Raw genomic sequence first — 22,794 nt, 5'->3', positions numbered from 1 at the left:
AGTTATGAAGGAAATACAGTATGAAGAATTCGAAGAGAAGATAATAGAAATAAGGAGAACCTCCAAAGTCACAAAGGGTGGTAAGAATCTGAGCTTCAGAGTTGTTGCCATAGTTGGAAACAAGAACGGTAAAGTGGGATTGGGAATAGGAAAGGCAAGAGAGGTTCCTGAAGCAATCAGAAAGGCCATATCGGCTGCAAAGAGAAATATTGTAGAGGTTCCTGTAATCAACGGGACCATACCGCACGAAGTCATAGGAAGACAGGACGCTTCCAAAGTACTTCTGAAACCCGCCGCACCCGGTACAGGTATCATCGCAGGTGGTACTGTCCGAGCTGTTGTTGAGCTCGCGGGAATCCAGAACATACTCACAAAATCGCTCGGGTCCACCAATCCTTTGAATCTCGCTCTTGCAACAATGAACGGTTTGAAGAATCTCCTGGATCCAAGAAAAGTTGCAAAACTCAGGGATATCTCAGTCGAAGAAGTGTTCAAAGGTGTGAGGAGGGAGAACAATGCCTAAGAAGCTGAAAATAAAACTGGTCAAGAGTCCCATCGGTTATTCCTGGGATCAAAAGGACACGGTGAAAAGGTTGGGACTCAAGAAACTCAACCAGGTGGTCATAAAGGACGACTTGCCACAGATCAGAGGTATGATCAGAAAGGTGAAGCATCTGGTGGAAGTAGAGGAGATTGAGGAAGGGGGTAGCAACGCATGAGGCTTGAAGATCTGAGACCAACTCCCGGGGCAATGAAAAAGAGAAAAAGAGTTGGTAGAGGTCCCGGATCTGGGCATGGAAAAACCAGTGGAAGGGGCCACAAAGGACAGAAAGCCAGAGGAAGCGGAAAGGTCCACATCTGGTTTGAAGGAGGTCAAACACCTCTCCAGAGAAGGCTTCCAAAGAGAGGATTCAAAAATATAAACAAAAAGGTCTATGCAGTTGTTAATGTCAAAGTTCTCGAAGAAAGGTTCGAAGCCAACGAAGAAGTGACTCCTGAAAAACTCATCGAAAGAAAGATCATAAAAGATCTGAAAGATGGGGTAAAGATCCTCGGAGACGGAGAACTCACCAAACCACTTGTAGTCAAAGCGCATGCTTTCAGTAAGAGCGCTGTAGAAAAGATAGAAAGTGCTGGTGGTAAGGCTGAGGTGATATAAATGTGGCAAGCTTTCAAAAACGCTTTTAAAATACCAGAGCTTCGCGACAGAATCATCTTCACGTTCCTCGCTTTGATCGTTTTCAGGATGGGGATTTACATCCCCGTTCCTGGGTTGAATCTGGAAGCGTGGGGGGAAATCTTCAGAAGAATAGCGGAAACTGCCGGTGTCGCTGGAATTTTGAGTTTCTACGATGTGTTCACTGGAGGCGCTCTCAGTCGATTCTCCGTTTTTACCATGAGTGTCACTCCCTACATAACCGCATCGATCATCCTTCAACTCCTGGCATCCGTTATGCCTTCGCTCAAGGAGATGCTCAGAGAGGGTGAAGAGGGAAGAAAGAAGTTTGCGAAGTACACAAGACGTCTCACACTTTTGATAGGTGGTTTTCAGGCTTTCTTTGTTTCCTTTTCCCTTGCAAGATCGAATCCAGACATGGTAGCTCCCGGTGTTAATGTGCTTCAGTTCACTGTTCTCTCCACCATGTCCATGCTTGCTGGAACTATGTTTCTGCTCTGGCTCGGTGAAAGGATCACAGAAAAGGGTATAGGAAACGGTATCTCGATCCTGATCTTCGCAGGAATAGTGGCAAGGTACCCAAGCTACATCAGACAGGCGTATCTCGGCGGTCTGAATCTCCTGGAATGGATCTTTCTCATAGCTGTTGCTCTCATCACGATATTCGGGATTATACTCGTTCAGCAGGCAGAGAGAAGGATCACCATACAGTACGCAAGAAGGGTCACGGGAAGGAGAGTGTATGGGGGAGCCAGCACGTATCTTCCTATAAAGGTGAACCAGGGTGGTGTGATTCCCATCATCTTTGCGAGTGCCATAGTTTCAATACCCTCTGCAATCGCTTCAATAACAAACAACGAGACTCTTAAAAATCTCTTCAGAGCAGGTGGATTCCTCTACCTTCTCATCTATGGATTGCTGGTTTTCTTCTTCACTTACTTCTACAGCGTCGTGATATTCGATCCCAGAGAGATCTCTGAGAACATCCGAAAGTATGGAGGCTACATTCCTGGCTTGAGACCTGGAAGATCAACGGAGCAGTACCTCCACAGAGTTCTGAACAGAGTGACGTTTATTGGAGCGGTCTTCCTCGTAGTCATAGCACTTCTTCCCTACCTGGTCCAGGGAGCCATAAAGGTGAACGTTTGGATCGGAGGAACTTCCGCTCTGATCGCTGTGGGAGTTGCTCTTGACATCATCCAGCAAATGGAAACCCACATGGTGATGAGACACTACGAAGGATTCATCAAAAAGGGTAAAATAAGGGGGAGAAGATGATGGCGTACCTTGTCTTTCTAGGACCTCCAGGTGCAGGAAAAGGAACCTACGCAAAGAGATTGCAGGAAATAACGGGGATTCCTCATATATCCACCGGTGACATTTTCAGGGACATTGTAAAAAAAGAGAACGACGAGCTTGGGAAAAAGATAAAAGAGATCATGGAAAGGGGAGAACTCGTTCCGGACGAACTCGTGAACGAGGTTGTGAAAAGAAGACTCTCAGAAAAAGATTGTGAAAGAGGATTCATACTGGACGGCTATCCAAGAACCGTTGCTCAGGCGGAATTCCTCGACGGCTTTTTGAAAACTCAAAACAAAGAGCTCACGGCTGCTGTACTCTTTGAAGTTCCTGAGGAAGTGGTCGTTCAGAGGCTCACGGCCAGAAGGATCTGCCCGAAATGTGGAAGAATTTACAATTTGATTTCGCTCCCTCCAAAAGAAGACGAACTGTGCGATGATTGTAAAGTGAAGCTCGTTCAGAGAGAAGACGACAAAGAAGAAACAGTGAGACACAGATACAAGGTTTATCTCGAAAAGACACAGCCAGTGATTGATTACTACGATAAAAAGGGCATTCTCAAACGAGTGGATGGTACCATAGGAATAGACAACGTGATCGCTGAAGTGTTAAAGATAATAGGGTGGAGTGATAAATGATAAGAATAAAGACACCCTCTGAGATCGAGAAAATGAAAAAAGCCGGAAAAGCGGTCGCAGTAGCTTTGAGGGAAGTTAGAAAGGTGATCGTTCCAGGAAAAACCGCATGGGATGTTGAAACACTTGTTCTGGAGATCTTCAAAAAACTCAGAGTCAAACCAGCTTTCAAGGGATACGGTGGTTACAAATACGCAACTTGTGTTTCTGTGAACGAAGAGGTGGTACACGGTCTTCCTTTGAAGGAGAAGGTTTTTAAAGAAGGAGACATTGTATCTGTAGATGTCGGAGCGGTATATCAGGGACTTTACGGTGATGCGGCCGTTACATACATCGTTGGAGAAACCGATGAAAGAGGAAAAGAACTGGTGAGAGTAACAAGAGAGGTTCTGGAAAAGGCTATAAAGATGATAAAACCCGGCATCAGACTTGGAGATGTTTCGCACTGTATTCAAGAAACAGTTGAATCGGTAGGTTTCAACGTGATCAGGGATTATGTGGGTCATGGAGTGGGGAGAGAACTCCACGAAGACCCTCAAATTCCAAACTACGGAACACCCGGAACGGGTGTGGTATTAAGAAAGGGTATGACGCTGGCCATAGAACCCATGGTGAGTGAAGGAGACTGGAGAGTTGTTGTGAAAGAAGACGGATGGACAGCCGTTACAGTAGACGGTTCCAGATGCGCTCATTTTGAACACACGATTCTGATAACAGAAAACGGGGCGGAGATATTGACCAAGGAGGGATGAAATGGGAAAGGAAGATGTCATCCGGATGGAAGGAACCATAATAGAGGCTTTACCTAACGCTATGTTTAGAGTAGAATTAGACAATGGGCACAAAGTGCTAGCCCATGTTTCTGAGCAGGATGAGAAAAAATTTTATAAGACTGGTTCCTGGAGATCGGGTTATTGTTGAACTCTCTGTGTACGATCTCACTCGAGGACGAATCGTTTATAGAAAAAAACCAGAGTAACGAAAGGAGTGAGGAGGAATGAAGGTTCAGGCTTCTGTAAAGAAGAGATGTGAACACTGCAAAATAATCAGAAGAAAGAAGAGAGTCTATGTTATCTGCAAGGTTAACCCAAAACACAATCAGAAGCAAGGTTGAGGAGGAGGGAAATGAATGGCTCGTATCGTAGGTGTTGAGCTTCCAAACAACAAAAAGGTCTGGGTGGCGCTGACTTACATCTACGGAATTGGAAGGAGCAGATCCTTTGAAATTTTGAAAAACACTGGTATAGATCCGGAAAAAAGAGTGGGAGACCTCACCGATGAGGAGATCAGCAAAATCACCAAGTACATCCAGGATCACTTCAAGGTGGAAGGAGAACTCAGAAGCGAGGTTGAAAGAAACATCAGACGACTCATAGAGATAGGATGTTACAGAGGTATCAGACACAAGCTTGGACTTCCCGTGAGAGGTCAAAAGACCCGATCGAACGCGAGAACAAGGAAAGGACCCAGACCAAGCAGGATAAAGACCAAAAAGAAGTCTTCATGAAGTAAGGGAGGGAATTGAATGGCAAGAAAAAGAGGCGGCTCTTCAAAAAAACAGAAAAAGGTTAGTTTTGATTACGGAGTGGTGCATATAAAATCTACTTTCAACAACACTATAATCACTCTCACCGACAAAGATGGAAATACACTCACCTGGGCCAGTGGAGGAACGGTGGGATTTGAGGGAACAAGGAAGGGCACACCCTATGCTGCTCAGCTGGCAGCCGATAAAGTGGCAAGAGAAGCTCTCAGGATGGGCATCAAAAAAGTCGATGTTCTTGTGAAAGGACCTGGCCCAGGAAGGGAACCCGCGATAAGAACGCTTCAGGGCGCCGGTCTTGAAATCAACCAGATAAAGGATGTTACTCCTATTCCGTTCAACGGTTGCAGACCCAAGAAGAGAAGAAGAGTGTGAGGAGGGAACGAAATGGCGAGATATACAGGACCTCTTTGCAAGCTTTGCAGAAGAGAAGGAATGAAACTCTATCTTAAAGGAGAAAGGTGTTACACCGACAAGTGCGCTTTTGACAGAAGACCTTACGCGCCAGGTCAGCACGGTCAGAGAAGAACCAAGCTCACACAGTACGGTATACAGCTCAGGGCTAAACAGACAGTCAAGAGAATCTACGGTATACTCGAAAGACAGTTTGAAAGGTACGTGGAAAAAGCTATGCAGAAGGCAGGAGACACTCGAGAGAACTTGATCCAGATCCTTGAAGCCAGGCTGGACAACGTCGTGTACAGGATGGGATTCGCCATAAACAGAAGACAGGCGAGGCAGCTGGTTAATCACGGACACTTCCTTGTGAATGGAAAGAAAGTGAACATACCGAGTTACCTTCTGAGACCAAACGATGTAGTCGAAGTGAGAGAAAAAAGTAGAGACCTCGAAGTGATTAAAAAGGCCATAGAAGCCAATAAAGAAAGAAGCATCGTGCCCTGGATAGAGGTTGATTATGACAACTACAGAGGCACTTTCCTGAGATATCCGAGCCTTGAGGAAGTTACCGATCTTCCAGTTGATCTTCAGACCGTTATCGAATTCTACTCGAGGTGATGTGAATGATAGAATTTGTGATACCAAAAAAATTGAAGGTGGAGGAAGAGCGGGAAGAAAGAGATTATTACTACTCGAGATTTTCGCTTTCTCCGCTTGAAAGAGGATATGCCATCACGATAGGAAACGCATTAAGGAGAGTTCTTCTCTCCTCCATACCTTCTCTCGCAATCGTTGGAGTGAGATTCATAAAGCCAGAAAAGTACCATGAATACGATTACATTGAAGGAGTAAAAGAAGACATACTGGATATAATCCTGAACTTGAAGAAAGTTCAATTTCGGATCAACGTGACTGTGAAAGGTACAATAAAGATGGAAGTGGAGAAGAAAGGACCGGGTGAACTCGTCGCGGGTGATATAAAGACACCGGCTGGTATCGAAGTAGTGAATCCGGATCTGCACATCGCCACCCTGAATTCTAAAGCAGATCTTTTCTTCGAAGTCTACGCAGAAGTGGGAAAAGGATTTGTTCCTGTGTCTGAGAGGGAAGAAAGACCTGACGTGGGATGGATACCAATAGATGGAGTTTTCAGTCCTGTGATCAAAGTGAACTTTCTGACAGAAAACGTTCGTGTTGGAAAAAGGACGGATTACGACAAGCTCATTCTTGAAATCTGGACGAAGAAATCGATAAGACCTGAAGAGGCCCTCAGAAAGGCTGCGGACATCCTGATAAATCATTTCAAAATCGTGACGGAAGGGTTGCCTGAACTGAAGATCTCCGAGGAATACATCATCACATCCGAGGAGGAAGAAGCAGAAGTCCCTGCCAGTGAACACGAAGAGGAACACAGGGAAAACTCAGATGTGTACAACAGAAAGATAGATGAACTCGAACTTTCAGTCAGATCTCTCAACTGTTTGAAGAGAGCCAAAATAGAAACGATCGGGGATCTTCTCAGCAAAACCGAGGAAGAGCTTTTGAAGATAAAGAATTTTGGTCAGAAATCTCTCGATGAGGTCAAGGAGAAACTGAAAGAAAAATTCGGTCTTGAGCTCAGGAAGGGGGAATGAAAGATGAGACACAGAGTGAAAAGACACAAGCTCGGAAGATATGGAAGCCATAGAAAAAGTCTCTTGAGAAATCTTTCAAGAGAGATCGTTGAACACGGCTCGATAGTTACCACAACAGCAAAAGCAAAAGCTCTGAAGACATTCATGGACAAACTTGTCAGCAAGGCCATAGAAGCCGCAACCACCGATGATAGAGCCAGGAGTGTTCACCTGAGAAGACAGATAAACGCTGTACTCGGAGACAGACGATTGACAAACAAACTTGTGGATGAAATAGCGAAGAACTACGTTGGAAGACGAGGTGGCTACGTTAGAGTGTTGAGAATAGGTTTTAGAAGGGGAGACGCCGCTGAAATGTCGCTTGTTCAGCTTGTGGAGGCATCCAGTCAGGAAGGCTGATGCCTCCTTTTTCTTTCCCGCCCCTGTTGCCTTCCATCAGTAGGAGGTGAAAAATTGTCAGAAGAACAGAAAACCATTAGTATATCAGAGCTGGAATCTATGAACATAAAACAGCTCTATGAGATAGCGAAGTCCCTGGGTATTCCTCGGTATACTTCTATGCGAAAAAGAGACTTGATTTTTGCCATTTTGAAAGCCCAAACCGAATCCACCGGTTATTTCTTCGGTGAAGGTGTGTTGGAAATTCATCCTGAGGGTTTTGGATTTCTCAGGAGGATAGAAGACAACCTTCTTCCGAGCAACGACGATATATACATATCCCCTTCTCAGATAAGGAAGTTCAACCTGAACACGGGAGATATAATTTCCGGGGTTATAAGAAAACCGAAAGAAGGGGAAAAGTATTTCGCCATGATAAAAATCGAAGCGATAAACTACCGTCCAGTCGAAGCGGTTAACGACAGAGTGAACTTCGACAACTTAACACCGGATTATCCCAGAGAACGCTTCATTCTTGAAACCGACCCGAAGATATATTCCACCAGATTGATAGATCTCTTTGCCCCCATTGGAAAAGGCCAGAGAGGAATGATAGTGGCTCCTCCGAAAGCTGGTAAAACGACCATCCTCAAAGAAATAGCGAACGGTATCGCTGAAAATCACCCGGATACCATAAGAATAATCTTGCTGATCGATGAAAGGCCGGAAGAAGTTACAGATATAAGAGAGTCAACGAACGCAATCGTCATAGCGGCTCCCTTCGACATGCCACCAGACAAACAGGTAAAGGTCGCCGAGCTCACCCTGGAAATGGCAAAGAGACTGGTGGAATTCAATTACGATGTTGTTATACTTCTTGACAGTCTGACAAGACTCGCTCGAGTGTACAACATAGTAGTTCCTCCCAGTGGGAAACTTCTGACGGGAGGTGTGGATCCAGCCGCACTTTACAAACCCAAGAGATTTTTTGGAGCGGCGAGAAACACCCGTGAAGGTGGAAGCCTCACGATCATCGCTACTGCTCTTGTGGAAACGGGTTCAAAGATGGACGAGGTCATATTCGAGGAATTCAAAGGAACAGGTAACATGGAACTGGTTCTTTCAAGACAGCTGGCGAACAAGAGAATCTTCCCAGCCATAAATCTTTTGCTCTCTGGGACAAGAAGAGAAGAGCTGTTACTCGACGAAGAAACTCTCAAGAAGGTGTGGCTCTTACGAAGAATGCTCTCTGCAATGACGGAAGAAGAGGGCTTGACGCTCATACTGAACAAACTTTCGGAAACATCGTCGAACGAAGAATTTCTGAAATTGATAGACAAGGAAAAAGCAAGATACTGAGCAGGAGGTGCCGAAGTTGAAGCTCATAGGAGTTGATCTTGGAGGAACTACCTTCTCGGTAGGACTCGTGAGTGAAGATGGGAAAATACTGAAGAAAGTAACTCGAGATACTCTCGTAGAGAACGGAAAAGAAGATGTGATAAGAAGAATCGCTGAGACGATCCTGGAGGTATCTGACGGGGAAGAAGCGCCCTATGTTGGTATAGGATCTCCAGGTTCGATAGATAGAGAGAATGGGATCGTCAGATTTTCTCCAAATTTTCCGGACTGGCACAACGTTCCACTAACCGATGAACTGGCAAAGAGAACCGGGAAAAAGGTTTTTCTTGAAAACGATGCGAACGCGTTTGTTCTTGGAGAGAAGTGGTTCGGCGCTGGCAGAGGGCATGATCACATAGTGGCTCTGACACTTGGAACAGGTATTGGCGGGGGAGTTGTCACCCATGGATACCTCCTCACGGGAAGGGATGGAATAGGAGCAGAACTCGGGCATGTTGTTGTTGAACCCAATGGCCCCATGTGTAACTGTGGCACGAGAGGTTGTCTTGAAGCTGTGGCATCCGCAACGGCGATAAGGAGATTTCTCAGAGAGGGCTACAAGAAATATCACAGCTCTCTGGTGTACAAACTCGCAGGTTCACCTGAAAAGGCAGATGCCAAGCACCTCTTCGACGCCGCAAGACAGGGAGACAGATTCGCTCTGATGATAAGAGACAGGGTGGTGGACGCCCTGGCACGAGCCGTAGCGGGCTACATACACATATTCAACCCGGAGATAGTGATCATAGGTGGAGGAATTTCAAGAGCGGGAGAGATTCTGTTTGGTCCCCTGAGAGAGAAAGTGGTGGACTACATCATGCCATCCTTTGTGGGAACCTACGAAGTAGTGGCGAGTCCTCTTGTCGAAGACGCCGGAATCCTTGGGGCGGCTTCCATCATAAAGGAGAGGATAGGGGGGTGAACTGATGAAGGTAAAGATTCTCGTTGACAGCACGGCCGATGTTCCTTTTTCCTGGATGGAAAAATACGATATAGATAGCATCCCACTTTACGTGGTGTGGGAAGACGGAAGATCCGAGCCGGACGAAAGAGAACCGGAAGAGATAATGAACTTTTACAAGAGAATAAGAGAAGCAGGCAGTGTACCAAAGACTTCCCAGCCGAGTGTGGAGGATTTCAAGAAGAGATATCTGAAGTACAAAGAAGAGGATTACGATGTTGTCCTGGTTCTCACTTTATCATCGAAACTCTCCGGAACTTACAATTCCGCTGTTCTCGCATCCAAAGAGGTGGACATACCCGTTTACGTTGTGGATACTCTTCTCGCTTCGGGTGCGATACCCCTTCCGGCCCGTGTGGCTCGTGAAATGCTCGAAAATGGTGCCACCATCGAGGAAGTACTGAAAAAACTCGATGAGAGAATGAAGAACAAGGACTTCAAAGCGATTTTTTATGTTTCGAATTTCGATTATCTTGTTAAGGGGGGAAGGGTGTCGAAGTTCCAGGGATTTGTGGGAAATCTTCTCAAGATAAGAGTGTGTCTTCACATAGAGAACGGTGAGCTCATCCCTTACAGAAAGGTCAGAGGAGACAAGAAGGCGATAGAAGCCCTCATAGAAAAACTGCGTGAGGATACTCCTGAAGGCTCGAAGCTGAGAGTGATAGGTGTTCACGCGGACAACGAGGCTGGAGTCGTGGAGCTTTTGAACACACTCAGAAAAAGTTACGAGGTTGTCGACGAGATCATATCGCCGATGGGAAAGGTGATCACGACTCATGTGGGACCCGGGACGGTTGGGTTTGGAATCGAGGTTTTAGAACGAAAAAGATGAAAACACCGATGAACACGAGAATGTCCCCCACGCTTATAACGAACTTTCTTCCCCACGGAAGATAAACGGGTATGTAGTCTGCGAGGAGAGTTTTCCAGGAAAATTCAGTGAATGCAGTGTGTTTGAAATCGAGATCCAGATTGAGAAGTTTAAGGGTGGGCTCCCATACTGGCATCTTGCCGCCATTGACGCTCATGGTGAAACCATTCAGAACAGCACCGATTGCCATCAGTTTGAAACCAGGAATATTTCTGTTCCAGATGAAGAAAAGAAAGAGCATCACAAACGATAGGGGAACGAGAATCTCCTTCCATGGAAGAAGCTGAAGCACGAAAGGAATGGCAAATAAATATAGTCCTTTGTAGTTGTATTTCAAAACGTTTTTGATGTTTCCCGTCAGAATCGAAAGAAGTAGAGCTATAAGAAAAACATCGATCATCATGTTTCTTCTTCCTCCTTTTCTTTTTCGAGGATCTCAAAGAGCAGATCGACGAGTCTGGGATCGAGAACGGTCCCCTTCATGTTTTTCATCATGATTTCCTTTGCCTCTTCGTGACTGAGTGCTTTTCTGTAGGGTCTGTCACTTGTGAGCGCTTCGTACACATCGGCAACAGATATTATTCTAGAGGGCAGAGGGATCTCTTCTCCTCTCAGACCATCGGGATATCCCTTTCCGTCCCACCTTTCATGGTGATGTCTTACCCACTTGCTCTCTCTGTTGTTGAATATGTCAACTTCTCTCAGTATGTCTTCACCCATGATGGGGTGATTCTTCACTATCATCATTTCTTCCTTTGAGAGGATGGTGGGCTTCTTCAGAATGTGGTCTGGAATTCCTATCTTCCCTATGTCGTGCAGGAAAGCGGCGTTGTAGATTCTTTCAACCATCTTCGGTGAAAATCCGAGTCTTTTGGCTATTTTCTTTGCGAGTTCTGCCACTTTTTCGCTGTGACCGCGGGTGTATTCATCTTTTTCTTCAAGACTCTTTGCAAGGAGTTTCAGGTGTTCCAGTTTTGCTTCGTAGTACTTGTACCTGTAGTAGTTTCCCACTTGAATGGAAAGAACGGCTGCCAGAGATACGGGAATGGCTATGAACCCGATGTACTGATAGAGAATGTAGATGACGGCTATGACAGGTATCATGAGAGCCATACTCGTGACGGGACCTGACAGAACCTTGGAAGCGGTTTCGCGGATATCACCCTTGGTGAGGATGTAAACTCCAAAAAACACGAAGACGTTGTTGATTAGAAAGTAGACAACTGTGCTCAAAAGAATAGCGAGGATATTTTGAAAGGTGTTTGTTCCGGATAGACGGTGGAAGAGGAGACTTACAATGAACGTATTTACAGCGAACTGAGAGAAATTGAAAATGTAACGACTGACAGGATAACGCTCTCCGAAGAAGAGCTTTATTATCTTGAAGGTAATAGCCGATGATGCTGCCGCAAGGGAAGCTTCTAACGGGTTCAAAAGAGCTGCTGTGAAGATGTTCACAATGAAAACAGCAGAAGTTTCCACTTTTCCACCTGTAAACTCAAAAGTTTTTGTTCTAGCAATATCGAAGAATACACTGGTGAGAAAAAGTAGCAAGACATAACCGAGATTATGCCAATCATCCGTATAATCGCTGAACATAAAAATCAGAAAGAAATAGAATGCGAGTATGGATAAGGAATAAATTAAGAAAATTCTTTCTGAATTCTTATTCTTTATCAAGAATTGTCACTCCTTTCAGAATCATGGGGGCTAAGAACTACGAGGGCAGGGGCATAATTACCAATCGTCAATATAGTGATTATATCAATTACCAAATCTGGTTGCCCCCAACAACTGCCATCAGTGTTCCGAGCAGGCTCCCAAGAACGAGGACTATTTTCATGAGCTTTCTCATGGCTTTCCCCCCTTTCGTTGCTTTATCTCAGAGCTTCGCTCGTTACCGGATCTTCGCTGACCACATCTCGTACCTCTCCGCTCAAAAATTGTCCCCCCTGCCCTCACAACATATTTTATCAATTTTCTTTCAGTAACGTTGATATCAAATCCAGAAGTTCACTTATTCCTTCCCCAGTGACTGATGATGTCGGTATGATCGTGTACTCCCCGTATTTTGAGAACACTTTTCGATGCTCTTCGAGTTTTTTTGCTCTCTCTGACATCTTCACTTTATCCATCTTGGTGAGGACGATGGTGAACGGAATGTTCAAACTTTTCATCCACTCTACCATCATGAGATCGCTGTCTTGAGGTGGAATCCTTCCATCCACGAGGAGAAAGACCATCTGAAGGGACCATCTGTTCTTGAAATAGTCCTCCACGAGTCGCTTCCAGAGCATTCGTTCTTTCTTGGAAACTTTCGCGTATCCATACCCCGGAAGATCCACGAAGTAGTATTTTGAGTTGACAAGATAGAAATTTATCGATCTCGTCTTTCCGGGAGTTTTGCTCACAAAAGCGATCTTTCTGTTGAACAACGCATTGAGAAGGGAAGATTTACCCACGTTCGATCTTCCAACGAAAGCGACCTCACCTTTCAATGGAGGAGGATAATCACCTGGTGTTCTGGCTACTTTAACCAGTTCTACATCTCTGATAATCATATTTTCTCACCCTTTTTCATGCTAACATACGAGTAAGGAGGGATGCAAGTTGAAGGGATACATCCACGTTTACACGGGCAACGGAAAAGGAAAGACAACGGCAGCGCTCGGACTCGCAACAAGAGCAGCATGTGCGGGCTTGAAGGTGTTTTTTGGACAGTTTCTGAAGGGAAGAGAAACTTCCGAGCTCAAAATAAGCGAATTCCTCCCAAACTTTGAAATCGTTCAGTATGGAACACCTGAGTTCATCGTGGGAAATCCTTCGGAAGAACAGATAAAAAAGGCAAAAAGCGGTCTTGCTGACGCGAAAGAAAGGCTCGTCTCTGAAAAATACGATGTGGTTGTACTGGACGAACTCTGTGTGGCCATACATCTTGGACTTTTCTCAAAGGAGGAGATAGAAGATCTTCTGAACGTCAAGCCAGAAAATGTGGAGCTCGTGATAACGGGAAGATACGCTCCTGAGTGGTTGATAGAGAAGGCCGATCTTGTCACAGAAATGAAAGAGGTAAAACATTACTACCAGAAGGGAGTTGTAGCAAGGAAGGGAATCGAGTATTAGGAGGTGTTCCTGTGATCATAGAAAGCAGGATAGAAAAAGGAAAGCCCGTTGTAGGGATGGAAACCACAGTGTTTGTTCATGGACTGCCCAGAAAGGAAGCCATAGAGTTGTTCAGAAGGGCGAAAGAGATATCCAGAGAAAAAGGGTTCCAGCTTGCGGTTATAGGCATCCTGAAGGGAAAGATCGTCGCTGGCATGAGTGAAGAAGAACTCGAGGCGATGATGAGAGAAGGTGCCGATAAGGTAGGTACGCGAGAAATTCCCATTGTGGTGGCTGAGGGAAAAAACGCTGCGACTACTGTGAGTGCCACCATCTTTCTCTCCAGACGAATCGGAATAGAGGTCGTTGTAACCGGAGGAACTGGGGGTGTTCATCCCGGACGTGTGGACGTTTCTCAGGATCTCACCGAGATGTCTTCTTCGCGCGCAGTTCTCGTATCCAGCGGGATAAAGTCCATTCTTGATGTGGAAGCAACTTTCGAGATGCTTGAAACTTTAGAGATTCCTCTGGTTGGTTTCAGAACGAACGAGTTCCCGTTGTTTTTCTCGAGGAAAAGCGGCCGAAGGGTTCCAAGGATAGAAAATGTAGAGGAAGTCTTGAAAATCTACGAATCCATGAAAGAAATGGAACTTGAGAAAACCCTCATGGTGCTGAATCCTGTGCCGGAGGAGTACGAAATACCGCACGATGAAATAGAACGTCTTCTTGAAAAGATCGAGCTGGAGGTTGAAGGAAAAGAAGTGACTCCTTTTCTTCTCAAAAAGCTCGTGGAGATGACGAATGGAAGAACTCTGAAGGCGAATCTTGCTCTTCTCGAAGAAAACGTGAAACTCGCGGGAGAGATTGCGGTAAAACTCAAACGCTCGTGAATATGATATACTAATGAGAGAATAGACACTGTTGAGGAGGAGGTCAGGCAGGATGAAAAGAACGTACCAGCCTTCTAGAAGGAAGAGAAAGAGAACACACGGATTTCTGGCACGCAAGAGAACACCAGGTGGAAGAAGAGTTCTCAAGAACAGGAGAAGGAAAGGACGCTGGAGACTGACTGTATGACAGAGAGTTTCACCCGCAGAGAACGCCTGAGGCTCAGGAGAGATTTCCTGTTAATATTCAAAGAGGGGAAAAGTCTTCAAAACGAGTACTTTGTGGTTCTTTTCAGGAAAAACGGGCTTGATTATTCCAGACTGGGAATAGTTGTGAAAAGAAAGTTCGGAAAGGCGACCAGAAGAAACAAACTGAAAAGATGGGTGAGGGAGATATTCAGAAGGAACAAAGGCGTAATTCCAAAGGGTTTTGACATAGTAGTGATTCCCAGAAAGAAACTGTCAGAAGAATTCGAACGAGTGGATTTCTGGACAGTACGTGAAAAGCTTTTGAATCTCTTGAAGAGGATAGAAGGATGAAAAAACTGCTTATAATGCTTATAAGGTTTTATCAGAGATACATTTCACCTCTCAAACCTCCAACCTGCAGGTTCACTCCAACCTGTTCGAACTATTTCATACAGGCCCTGGAGAAACATGGGCTCCTGAAGGGGACCTTCCTGGGCCTCAGGCGTATTCTCCGATGCAATCCCCTATCAAAAGGTGGTTACGATCCTGTTCCCGAGGAATTTTCATTCAAACCAAGGAGGCGATGGTCTTGAGAAAAGTTGTAGCAATACTGCTCGCCATACTTCCAATCTTTTTGTTTGCTGTGGAACCGATCAAGGTTGTTCGCTCCGAAAAGGAAATAGTTGTTCTCACCAGGTTTGAGGAGTATCACTTCGATCTGGAAAAGGGCATACTCAAAGACTTTTACACCCTTGTCGATGGAAGAAAGCACGTTTTCACCTATGGAAACGATGGCTTCGATGTACTCGATGAGGGAACACCTTTGACGGTGATAGAAGAACCGATAGTAACTGGTGTAGGAAAAGTATCCGAAGGTTTCTCCGACGAGGTAAGTATCGTATACAACTACGGCTACGTGAAAAAGATTTTCACGATAAAGAACAACGAGAATTACACCTTCTTTGTTGATATAGAAAGCTCAAAACCCGTTGATGTGACGGTACCCAGAGTATCTGTCGATACCTCCACGGATAGATACCTGGAAAATTACTTTGCATCCTTCAATCCCAAAACGCGTACGCTTGTACTTTTAAAGCATGACGAAGGTCTCCTCTTTGAAGGTACTCTGAAGGTAAACGGACAAAAACGTTTCATCGTTTTCATGGGACCGAACAAGAGAACTCTCATAAAGAAAGCCTTTCCAGAGGATTACGATGTTCTCATAAAGGCCCTTGTGAACATACCAGGATTCAACAAGTGGTACGATTCTGTGTTTTACGGTCTGGTCTGGTTCTTCTGGTGGCTGAAAGATCTCACAAAGAATTTCGGATGGGCGATCATGCTGTTCACACTGATTGTGAGATTGATACTCTATCCTCTCTACCACGCTCAAACGAAATCTCTCATAAACATGAGGAAGTTACAGCCGCAGATAGAAGCCATTAAGAAGAAGTACAAAGACCCGACGAAACAGCAGGAAGCCCTCCTGAAACTCTACAGAGAAGCGGGAGTGAATCCAGCTAGCGGCTGTCTCATGCTCCTCATACAGCTGCCTATCTTCATGCTTCTGTGGTCGGTCATTAGATACTACGTCGAAGAATTTGCCTACAGCGGAAGTTTTCTTATCTGGAAAGATCTCTCCGCGGGTGGTTTTTCCAACAACTGGCTGTTTCTGGTAATCACCATAGTGGCGAGTTACTACACAACGCTTCTCACAAGCCAGGACGCGAGAACAGCCTGGCAGGGTATCATCATGTCGGTGATCTTCCCGTTCCTGTTTGTGGGACTTCCAAGCGGACTGTTCCTGTACTATGCGACTAACACTCTGATTCAGCTCGCGGTGACTTACTATACCTACAAACGCTACAAGATAAAAGGTCTCACAACGAGAGAACTTCTTGGTCTTCCGAAAAAGGCATGAGGGGGGATTAGATGAAGAAAATTGTGGAAAGGGCTCCTACAGTGGAGGAAGCGATTGAAAAAGTGGTCAAAAAATACGGTCTCGGAGAAGGAGAGTACACGGTCAACGTGTTGGAAAAAGGATTTCATGGAATATTCGGTCTCTTTTCAAAAGAAGCGGTTGTCGAGGTGCAGATCACCAAAGCTTACTTTGAGAGAAGATTGAAAGAATTTTTGACTGAGATTTTGCAGGTGGTAGATCCAGAAGTCAAAATAACTGTGAAATCTTCTGGAAGGAGTTTCTTTGTTGACGTGGAGAGTGAAAACGCGGGAAGACTCATAGGTAAACACGGAAAAACCATGGGTGCACTTCAGCATATAGCGATGATCTTTCTCAACAGATTGAGTGATACGAAGTTAAACGTGATTCTGGATATGGGAGATTACAGGGAAAAGCGGAAGAAATCTCTTGAAAAGATAGTGGAAGAGGCTGTCAAAAAGGCTATTTCCGAGAAGACCAAAGTAGTACTGGATCCCATGTTTTCTTTTGAGAGGAAAATTGTTCACAAGCTTGTGAGAAAACACAGAGGTGTGATAAGCTACTCAGTCGGTGTAGAACCCTACAGAAGAGTTGTGATAGAGTATTCTGCAACGAGGCGAGAAGGGAGAAGAAAACATGATATTAAAGAGAGCATATGATGTCACTCCCCAGAAAATTTCAACCGATAAGGTACGAGGAGTTCGTAAAAGAGTCCTCATAGGCTTGAAAGATGCTCCGAACTTTGTCATGAGACTTTTCACGGTGGAACCTGGCGGTCTCATCGACAGACACTCCCATCCATGGGAGCACGAGATTTTCGTTTTGAAGGGAAAGCTCACAGTTTTGAAGGAGCAAGGCGAGGAGACGGTAGAAGAAGGTTTTTACATCTTCGTGGAACCCAATGAAATACACGGCTTCAGGAACGATACAGACTCCGAAGTGGAGTTTCTCTGTTTGATACCTAAGGAAGGCGGAGAGTAATTCTTTTTTAAAATATCCGAAAAGAAAGAGTAGTAAAATACTCTTCGCTGGTGCGTGGGGTGCGTTTCAAATCCCTCAAGGGTACGTACCCCAGCACTTGTATACCATGTGATTGGGAGGTGAAGGTGTTGTACGCCATTGTGGAAACAGCTGGCAGGCAGTACAGAGTCGAGGAAGGGAAGATTCTCTACACTGAAAAGCAGAAAGATTACTCCCCAGGTGACGAGATCGTCTTCGACAGAGTGGTATTCGTCAGAAAAGACGGAGAGGTGCTCGTCGGGAAACCTTATGTTGAAGGAGCTAAGGTTGTAGGGAAGGTTCTGGAACATGCCAAAGCCAGAAAGGTGAAGACCGTGAAGTACAGACCCAGAAAGAACAGTAAGGTGGAAAAAGGTCACAGACAGTGGTACACCGCCATCAAAATTGAAAAGATTGAACTATGATAAAAGTAACTGTGACTAATTCTTTTTTTGAAGTAACGGGTCATGCACCAGACAAAACACTGTGCGCTTCAGTTAGTCTTTTGACGCAGCATGTGGCGAACTTTCTGAAAGCCGAGAAAAAAGCGAAAATAAAGAAGGAATCCGGTTATCTGAAAGTGAAATTTGAAGAACTCGAAAACTGCGAAGTGAAGGTGCTAGCGGCTATGGTGAGGTCTTTGAAAGAACTCGAACAGAAGTTTCCTTCTCAGATCAGAGTGGAGGTGATCGACAATGGCTCATAAAAAGAGTGGTGGTGTTGCGAAGAACGGTAGAGACAGTCTTCCAAAATATCTGGGAGTCAAAGTGGGAGATGGTCAGATCGTCAAAGCAGGAAACATCCTCGTGAGACAGAGAGGAACAAGATTTTATCCCGGAAAAAACGTTGGTATGGGAAGAGATTTTACCCTGTTTGCACTGAAGGATGGCAGGGTGAAGTTTGAAACGAAAAACAACAAAAAGTATGTGAGTGTCTATGAGGAGTGAAAGAGTGAGCAGCATAAAGAAAATCTCCTTCGTGGGGATTTTCTCGGCTCTGGCAACTCTGGTGATGTTTCTAGAGTTTCCGATATTCCCACAAGCGAGTTTCCTGAAATACGATCCCAGCGAAATACCGGCGCTCATAGTGAGTTTCTTACTGGGACCCGGCGTCGGCATGTTTGTCGTCCTGGTGAAAGACATTCTCTTCTTTCTCATGAAGTCCGGTGATCCTGTGGGAATCGCGATGAACGCTGTGCTGGGAATGTCCTTTGTGGGAATAGCTGGCCTCATTTATCACAGAAACAAGAGCAGAGCAACGGCAATAAAAGGCATGATTGTCGCCACACTTTTCGCCACGGCGTTCGCTCTGGGATTGAACGCTCTTATCGTGCCGCTTTACTTCGAAGCTCCGTTCGAACTTTATCTGAAATTTTTCCCGTTCATACTGGCTTTCAATCTGGTGAAATTTGGAATCGACTCGGTTGTGACGTTCTTCGTTTACAAGAAAGTCTCCAGTATCCTTAAACTGGAAACAGTGGAAGGGAGGAGCAACAATGGCTAGGTACTTTCCTGTTCAGAAGACAACTATGATAAAACCCGAAGAGGTTGAAAGAAAATGGTACGTGGTAGATGCTTCCGGAAAGGTTCTCGGAAGACTCGCGACGCGCATAGCGAAGATATTGATGGGGAAACACAAGCCCAATTACACTCCGCACGTTGACACGGGAGATTACGTCATCGTTGTGAACGCTGACAAGGTGGTTCTTACCGGAAAGAAGCTCGATCAGAAGGTTTATTACTGGCATTCTGGTTATCCCGGAGGTCTGAAGTCTCTGACAGCAAGACAGATGCTGGAAAAGCATCCCGAAAGACTCATATGGCTCGCTGTCAAAAGGATGCTCCCGAAGAACAGAAAGGGCAGAAAAATGCTCAAAAGACTCAAAGTTTATGCGTCACCCGAACATCCACATCAGGCACAGAAACCTGAGCCTATTGAACTGTGAAGAATGAGGAGGGAGAAGAATGGCCGAAGTGGTAGGATACTACGGAACGGGAAGAAGAAAGACTGCTGTTGCAAGAGTTTATTTGAGACCGGGAGAAGGAAAAGTGAAGGTCAATGGAAAAGAATACGAAAGTCTGAATGACTATTTCAAAAATCCTGCATGGACAAAACACGCGATAGAGCCCCTTGAGGTAACCAACACACTTGGCAAATTCGATCTTGTCATAAGGGTTAACGGTGGAGGTCTGTCCGGCCAGTCCGGTGCCGTGAGGCTTGGAATTGCCAGAGCCCTCCTTCAGTACGACCAGAATCTGAGACCTGTTCTCAAGAAATACAAGATGCTCACAAGGGATCCAAGAGAAGTGGAAAGAAAGAAGTACGGTTTGAAAAAGGCAAGAAGAGCTCCTCAGTTCTCCAAGAGGTGATTTTGCTGGCAGCAGACAATTGCGGGGTCCGGTTCTCCCGGACCTCTCTTTTTCTGTTTGTTAACGAGGAGTGAGAATGTGATTCCTCGAGAGGTCATCGAGGAAATAAAAGAAAAGGTTGACATCGTAGAGGTCATTTCCGAGTACGTGAATCTTACCCGGGTAGGTTCCTCCTACAGGGCTCTCTGTCCCTTTCATTCAGAAACCAATCCTTCTTTCTACGTTCATCCGGGTTTGAAGATATACCATTGTTTCGGCTGCGGTGCGAGTGGAGACGTCATCAAATTTCTTCAAGAAATGGAAGGGATCAGTTTCCAGGAAGCGCTGGAAAGACTTGCCAAAAGAGCTGGGATTGATCTTTCTCTCTACAGAACAGAAGGGACTTCTGAATACGGAAAATACATTCGTTTGTACGAAGAAACGTGGAAAAGGTACGTCAAAGAGCTGGAGAAATCGAAAGAGGCAAAAGACTATTTAAAAAGCAGAGGCTTCTCTGAAGAAGATATAGCAAAGTTCGGCTTTGGGTACGTCCCCAAGAGATCCAGCATCTCTATAGAAGTTGCAGAAGGCATGAACATAACACTGGAAGAACTTGTCAGATACGGTATCGCGCTGAAAAAGGGTGATCGATTCGTTGATAGATTCGAAGGAAGAATCGTTGTTCCAATAAAGAACGACAGTGGTCATATTGTGGCTTTTGGTGGGCGTGCTCTCGGCAACGAAGAACCGAAGTATTTGAACTCTCCAGAGACCAGGTATTTTTCGAAGAAGAAGACCCTTTTTCTCTTCGATGAGGCGAAAAAAGTGGCAAAAGAGGTTGGTTTTTTCGTCATCACCGAAGGCTACTTCGACGCGCTCGCATTCAGAAAGGATGGAATACCAACGGCGGTCGCTGTTCTTGGGGCGAGTCTTTCAAGAGAGGCGATTCTAAAACTTTCGGCGTATTCGAAAAACGTCATACTGTGTTTCGATAATGACAAAGCAGGCTTCAGAGCCACTCTCAAATCCCTCGAGGATCTCCTAGACTACGAATTCAACGTGCTTGTGGCAACCCCCTCTCCTTACAAAGACCCAGATGAACTCTTTCAGAAAGAAGGAGAAGGTTCATTGAAAAAGATGCTGAAAAACTCGCGTTCGTTCGAATATTTTCTGGTGACGGCTGGTGAGGTCTTCTTTGACAGGAACAGCCCCGCGGGTGTGAGATCCTACCTTTCTTTCCTCAAAGGTTGGGTCCAAAAGATGAGAAGGAAAGGATATTTGAAACACATAGAAAATCTCGTGAATGAGGTTTCATCTTCTCTCCAGATACCAGAAAACCAGATTTTGAACTTTTTTGAAAGCGACAGGTCTAACACTATGCCTGTTCATGAGACCAAGTCGTCAAAGGTTTACGATGAGGGGAGAGGACTGGCTTATTTGTTTTTGAACTACGAGGATTTGAGGGAAAAGATTCTGGAACTGGACTTAGAGGTACTGGAAGATAAAAACGCGAGGGAGTTTTTCAAGAGAGTCTCACTGGGAGAAGATTTGAACAAAGTCATAGAAAACTTCCCAAAAGAGCTGAAAGACTGGATTTTTGAGACAATAGAAAGCATTCCTCCTCCAAAGGATCCCGAGAAATTCCTCGGTGACCTCTCCGAAAAGTTGAAAATCCGACGGATAGAGAGACGTATCGCAGAAATAGATGATATGATAAAGAAAGCTTCAAACGATGAAGAAAGGCGTCTTCTTCTCTCTATGAAAGTGGATCTCCTCAGAAAAATAAAGAGGAGGTGATCGGTATGGCGAAGAAGGAAAAGGTCACAATGAACGAAGAACAGCAGGTTCTTCAGGAACAGCACCAGGAGCAGACGCAGGAGCAGACACAGGAACAGAAGGAAACACTTCCTCCTCAGATAGAGAGGCGTATAAAAAAGCTCATAAGTTTAGGGAAAAAGAAGGGTTACATAACGTACGAGGATATAGACAAGGCCTTCCCGCCAGATTTCGAAGGGTTTGACACGAACTTGATAGAGAGAATACATGAGGAACTGGAAAAGCATGGAATAAACATCGTGGAAAATGAACCTGAGGAAGAGGAAATAAGCGCTTCCAGTGATGAACAGGAACTCGAAGAACTTCTGGAGAAAGAATCTCCTGAGATACACGATTCGAGCAACGTAAGGGATTCTATCAAGATGTATCTCAAAGAGATAGGAAAGATTCCTCTACTCACACCTGCTCAGGAACGTGAACTCGCAAGACGAGCACAGATGGGCGATAAGAAGGCCAAAGAGAAACTCATAACATCGAATCTGAGGCTTGTTGTCAGTATAGCCAAGCGTTACATGGGGCGCGGTCTTTCTTTCCAGGACCTCATACAGGAAGGAAACATAGGACTTCTGAAGGCGGTAGAAAAGTTCGACTGGAGAAAGGGTTACAAATTCAGCACGTACGCTACCTGGTGGATCAGACAGGCGATCACAAGAGCGATAGCGGATCAGGCAAGGACCATCAGGATACCTGTCCACATGGTGGAAACTATAAACAAATTGAACAGATTGAGAAGAGAGTACTATCAGAAACACGGTGAAGAACCATCCATAGAAGAACTCGCAAAGATGATGGGCAAACCCCCAGAAAAGATAAAGGAAATACTCGAAGCAGCGAAGGAAACCATATCCCTGGAATCTCCTATAGGTGAAGATGAGGATTCTTCTATCGAAGACTTTGTGGCTGACGATTCCATAGCCTCTCCAAAGAAAGAGGCCATGAGGATGCTCATGAGAGAAGAGCTCGAGAAAGTCTTGAAAACTCTGAGCCCAAGAGAAGCGATGGTTCTGAGAATGAGGTACGGCTTGCTCGATGGAAAACCAAAAACGCTTGAAGAAGTTGGCCAGTATTTCAATGTCACAAGAGAAAGGATCAGGCAGATAGAGGTCAAAGCACTGCGGAAGTTGAGACATCCATCGAGGAGCAAGTACCTGAAATCACTGCTCTCTCTGATGGATGAAAACGAAGGGTGAGCATCGCTC

The 22,794-nt window shown here is 45.2% G+C and carries 34 protein-coding genes and 1 pseudogene; 32 read left to right on the top strand and 3 right to left on the bottom strand.

Annotated elements, in window-relative coordinates; translation table 11 throughout:
* Positions 1–4 precede the first annotated feature (4 nt).
* The 16 genes and pseudogenes from rpsE to TM_RS07450 all read left to right on the top strand — a co-directional run bounded on the left by rpsE (position 5) and on the right by TM_RS07450 (position 10,256).
* Positions 5–523, top strand: a complete 519-nt coding sequence (rpsE, locus tag TM_RS07525) for a 30S ribosomal protein S5 (protein ID WP_041426931.1) — start codon at positions 5–7, stop codon at positions 521–523.
* Complete coding sequence (gene rpmD, locus TM_RS07520) at positions 516–719, top strand: 50S ribosomal protein L30 (protein WP_004081798.1); 204 nt, start codon at positions 516–518, stop codon at positions 717–719. Before rpsE ends, rpmD begins: the two co-directional genes overlap by 8 nt.
* On the top strand, positions 716–1,159 hold the full coding sequence (gene rplO, locus TM_RS07515) for a 50S ribosomal protein L15 (RefSeq protein WP_004081797.1): 444 nt from the start codon (positions 716–718) through the stop codon (positions 1,157–1,159). The genes rpmD and rplO overlap by 4 nt, the downstream gene beginning before the upstream one ends.
* Entirely contained in the window at positions 1,160–2,455 is a 1,296-nt protein-coding gene (gene secY, locus TM_RS07510; protein WP_004081795.1) for a preprotein translocase subunit SecY, read from the top strand.
* A complete protein-coding gene (locus tag TM_RS07505; RefSeq protein ID WP_004081793.1) occupies positions 2,452–3,114 on the top strand; it encodes an adenylate kinase in 663 nt (220 codons plus the stop codon). Before secY ends, TM_RS07505 begins: the two co-directional genes overlap by 4 nt.
* Complete coding sequence (map, locus tag TM_RS07500) at positions 3,111–3,863, top strand: type I methionyl aminopeptidase (RefSeq protein ID WP_004081791.1); 753 nt, start codon at positions 3,111–3,113, stop codon at positions 3,861–3,863. Before TM_RS07505 ends, map begins: the two co-directional genes overlap by 4 nt.
* A gap of 1 nt (position 3,864) precedes the next feature.
* A pseudogene (gene infA, locus TM_RS07495) lies at positions 3,865–4,090 on the top strand (translation initiation factor IF-1).
* A gap of 18 nt (positions 4,091–4,108) precedes the next feature.
* Positions 4,109–4,225, top strand: coding sequence for a 50S ribosomal protein L36 (rpmJ, locus tag TM_RS07490; RefSeq protein WP_004081787.1), 117 nt, complete (start codon positions 4,109–4,111; stop codon positions 4,223–4,225).
* A gap of 15 nt (positions 4,226–4,240) precedes the next feature.
* Entirely contained in the window at positions 4,241–4,618 is a 378-nt protein-coding gene (gene rpsM, locus TM_RS07485) for a 30S ribosomal protein S13 (RefSeq protein WP_004081785.1), read from the top strand.
* An 18-nt stretch (positions 4,619–4,636) separates the two neighbouring features.
* Positions 4,637–5,029 (top strand): 30S ribosomal protein S11, encoded by a 393-nt coding sequence (gene rpsK / locus TM_RS07480; RefSeq protein ID WP_004081783.1) that lies wholly within the window; start codon positions 4,637–4,639, stop codon positions 5,027–5,029.
* Between the two features lie 12 nt (positions 5,030–5,041).
* Positions 5,042–5,671: a 30S ribosomal protein S4 gene (gene rpsD / locus TM_RS07475; protein WP_004081780.1), complete on the top strand. Its 630-nt coding sequence runs from the start codon at positions 5,042–5,044 to the stop codon at positions 5,669–5,671.
* A 5-nt stretch (positions 5,672–5,676) separates the two neighbouring features.
* Complete coding sequence (locus tag TM_RS07470; RefSeq protein ID WP_004081779.1) at positions 5,677–6,687, top strand: DNA-directed RNA polymerase subunit alpha; 1,011 nt, start codon at positions 5,677–5,679, stop codon at positions 6,685–6,687.
* Between the two features lie 3 nt (positions 6,688–6,690).
* The gene (gene rplQ / locus TM_RS07465) at positions 6,691–7,086 is read left to right on the top strand and encodes a 50S ribosomal protein L17 (protein ID WP_004081777.1); all 396 of its coding nucleotides are present in this window, start codon (positions 6,691–6,693) and stop codon (positions 7,084–7,086) included.
* Between the two features lie 54 nt (positions 7,087–7,140).
* The gene (gene rho / locus TM_RS07460; protein WP_004081775.1) at positions 7,141–8,424 is read left to right on the top strand and encodes a transcription termination factor Rho; all 1,284 of its coding nucleotides are present in this window, start codon (positions 7,141–7,143) and stop codon (positions 8,422–8,424) included.
* 16 nt (positions 8,425–8,440) lie between these two features.
* Entirely contained in the window at positions 8,441–9,385 is a 945-nt protein-coding gene (locus TM_RS07455) for an ROK family protein (protein WP_004081773.1), read from the top strand.
* A gap of 4 nt (positions 9,386–9,389) precedes the next feature.
* Positions 9,390–10,256 carry a DegV family protein gene (locus tag TM_RS07450; protein WP_004081771.1) on the top strand — a complete coding sequence of 289 codons (867 nt, stop codon included), beginning with the start codon at positions 9,390–9,392 and terminating at the stop codon, positions 10,254–10,256.
* On the opposite strand, the gene TM_RS07445 is transcribed toward TM_RS07450, so the two are convergent.
* The 3 genes from TM_RS07445 to yihA all read right to left on the bottom strand — a co-directional run bounded on the left by TM_RS07445 (position 10,192) and on the right by yihA (position 12,856).
* Positions 10,192–10,698, bottom strand: coding sequence for a DUF5317 domain-containing protein (locus TM_RS07445; protein WP_004081768.1), 507 nt, complete (start codon positions 10,696–10,698; stop codon positions 10,192–10,194). The two genes, TM_RS07450 and TM_RS07445, sit on opposite strands and share 65 nt — an antisense overlap.
* A complete protein-coding gene (locus tag TM_RS07440; RefSeq protein ID WP_004081767.1) occupies positions 10,695–11,975 on the bottom strand; it encodes an HD-GYP domain-containing protein in 1,281 nt (426 codons plus the stop codon). The genes TM_RS07445 and TM_RS07440 overlap by 4 nt, the downstream gene beginning before the upstream one ends.
* Positions 11,976–12,268: 293 nt before the next feature.
* Positions 12,269–12,856: a ribosome biogenesis GTP-binding protein YihA/YsxC gene (yihA, locus tag TM_RS07435; protein ID WP_004081764.1), complete on the bottom strand. Its 588-nt coding sequence runs from the start codon at positions 12,854–12,856 to the stop codon at positions 12,269–12,271.
* Positions 12,857–12,905: 49 nt separating this feature from the next.
* Here yihA and cobO point away from each other — a divergent pair, with 49 nt between their 5' ends.
* The 16 genes from cobO to rpoD all read left to right on the top strand — a co-directional run bounded on the left by cobO (position 12,906) and on the right by rpoD (position 22,785).
* Entirely contained in the window at positions 12,906–13,418 is a 513-nt protein-coding gene (gene cobO, locus TM_RS07430) for a cob(I)yrinic acid a,c-diamide adenosyltransferase (RefSeq protein WP_004081762.1), read from the top strand.
* A gap of 11 nt (positions 13,419–13,429) precedes the next feature.
* The gene (gene psuG / locus TM_RS07425) at positions 13,430–14,287 is read left to right on the top strand and encodes a pseudouridine-5'-phosphate glycosidase (protein ID WP_004081760.1); all 858 of its coding nucleotides are present in this window, start codon (positions 13,430–13,432) and stop codon (positions 14,285–14,287) included.
* Between the two features lie 52 nt (positions 14,288–14,339).
* Positions 14,340–14,474 carry a 50S ribosomal protein L34 gene (gene rpmH / locus TM_RS07420; RefSeq protein ID WP_004081758.1) on the top strand — a complete coding sequence of 45 codons (135 nt, stop codon included), beginning with the start codon at positions 14,340–14,342 and terminating at the stop codon, positions 14,472–14,474.
* A complete protein-coding gene (gene rnpA / locus TM_RS07415; protein ID WP_004081756.1) occupies positions 14,471–14,824 on the top strand; it encodes a ribonuclease P protein component in 354 nt (117 codons plus the stop codon). Before rpmH ends, rnpA begins: the two co-directional genes overlap by 4 nt.
* Positions 14,821–15,066, top strand: coding sequence for a membrane protein insertion efficiency factor YidD (gene yidD / locus TM_RS07410; RefSeq protein ID WP_004081754.1), 246 nt, complete (start codon positions 14,821–14,823; stop codon positions 15,064–15,066). The genes rnpA and yidD overlap by 4 nt, the downstream gene beginning before the upstream one ends.
* A complete protein-coding gene (gene yidC, locus TM_RS07405) occupies positions 15,057–16,394 on the top strand; it encodes a membrane protein insertase YidC (protein ID WP_010865347.1) in 1,338 nt (445 codons plus the stop codon). The genes yidD and yidC overlap by 10 nt, the downstream gene beginning before the upstream one ends.
* Positions 16,395–16,405: 11 nt before the next feature.
* Positions 16,406–17,071: an RNA-binding cell elongation regulator Jag/EloR gene (jag, locus tag TM_RS07400; RefSeq protein WP_004081749.1), complete on the top strand. Its 666-nt coding sequence runs from the start codon at positions 16,406–16,408 to the stop codon at positions 17,069–17,071.
* A complete protein-coding gene (locus TM_RS07395; RefSeq protein WP_004081748.1) occupies positions 17,049–17,393 on the top strand; it encodes a cupin domain-containing protein in 345 nt (114 codons plus the stop codon). Before jag ends, TM_RS07395 begins: the two co-directional genes overlap by 23 nt.
* 128 nt (positions 17,394–17,521) lie before the next feature.
* Positions 17,522–17,836 (top strand): 50S ribosomal protein L21, encoded by a 315-nt coding sequence (rplU, locus tag TM_RS07390; protein ID WP_004081746.1) that lies wholly within the window; start codon positions 17,522–17,524, stop codon positions 17,834–17,836.
* Positions 17,833–18,117 (top strand): ribosomal-processing cysteine protease Prp, encoded by a 285-nt coding sequence (locus TM_RS07385; protein ID WP_004081744.1) that lies wholly within the window; start codon positions 17,833–17,835, stop codon positions 18,115–18,117. Before rplU ends, TM_RS07385 begins: the two co-directional genes overlap by 4 nt.
* Positions 18,107–18,358: a 50S ribosomal protein L27 gene (gene rpmA, locus TM_RS07380; protein WP_004081742.1), complete on the top strand. Its 252-nt coding sequence runs from the start codon at positions 18,107–18,109 to the stop codon at positions 18,356–18,358. The genes TM_RS07385 and rpmA overlap by 11 nt, the downstream gene beginning before the upstream one ends.
* 4 nt (positions 18,359–18,362) lie before the next feature.
* A complete protein-coding gene (locus TM_RS07375) occupies positions 18,363–18,914 on the top strand; it encodes an ECF transporter S component (protein ID WP_004081740.1) in 552 nt (183 codons plus the stop codon).
* Positions 18,907–19,356 (top strand): 50S ribosomal protein L13, encoded by a 450-nt coding sequence (gene rplM, locus TM_RS07370; RefSeq protein WP_004081738.1) that lies wholly within the window; start codon positions 18,907–18,909, stop codon positions 19,354–19,356. Before TM_RS07375 ends, rplM begins: the two co-directional genes overlap by 8 nt.
* A 19-nt stretch (positions 19,357–19,375) precedes the next feature.
* Entirely contained in the window at positions 19,376–19,780 is a 405-nt protein-coding gene (rpsI, locus tag TM_RS07365) for a 30S ribosomal protein S9 (RefSeq protein WP_004081735.1), read from the top strand.
* 78 nt (positions 19,781–19,858) lie between these two features.
* On the top strand, positions 19,859–21,556 hold the full coding sequence (gene dnaG / locus TM_RS07360) for a DNA primase (RefSeq protein ID WP_004081732.1): 1,698 nt from the start codon (positions 19,859–19,861) through the stop codon (positions 21,554–21,556).
* A gap of 5 nt (positions 21,557–21,561) precedes the next feature.
* Entirely contained in the window at positions 21,562–22,785 is a 1,224-nt protein-coding gene (rpoD, locus tag TM_RS07355; RefSeq protein ID WP_004081730.1) for an RNA polymerase sigma factor RpoD, read from the top strand.
* Positions 22,786–22,794 lie beyond the last annotated feature (9 nt).

This window comes from Thermotoga maritima MSB8, from assembly GCF_000008545.1.
Classification (GTDB): Bacteria; Thermotogota; Thermotogae; order Thermotogales; family Thermotogaceae; genus Thermotoga; species Thermotoga maritima.
Note: the sequence above shows the minus strand (reverse complement) of the source record. Positions and strands in the feature narration are given on the sequence as shown.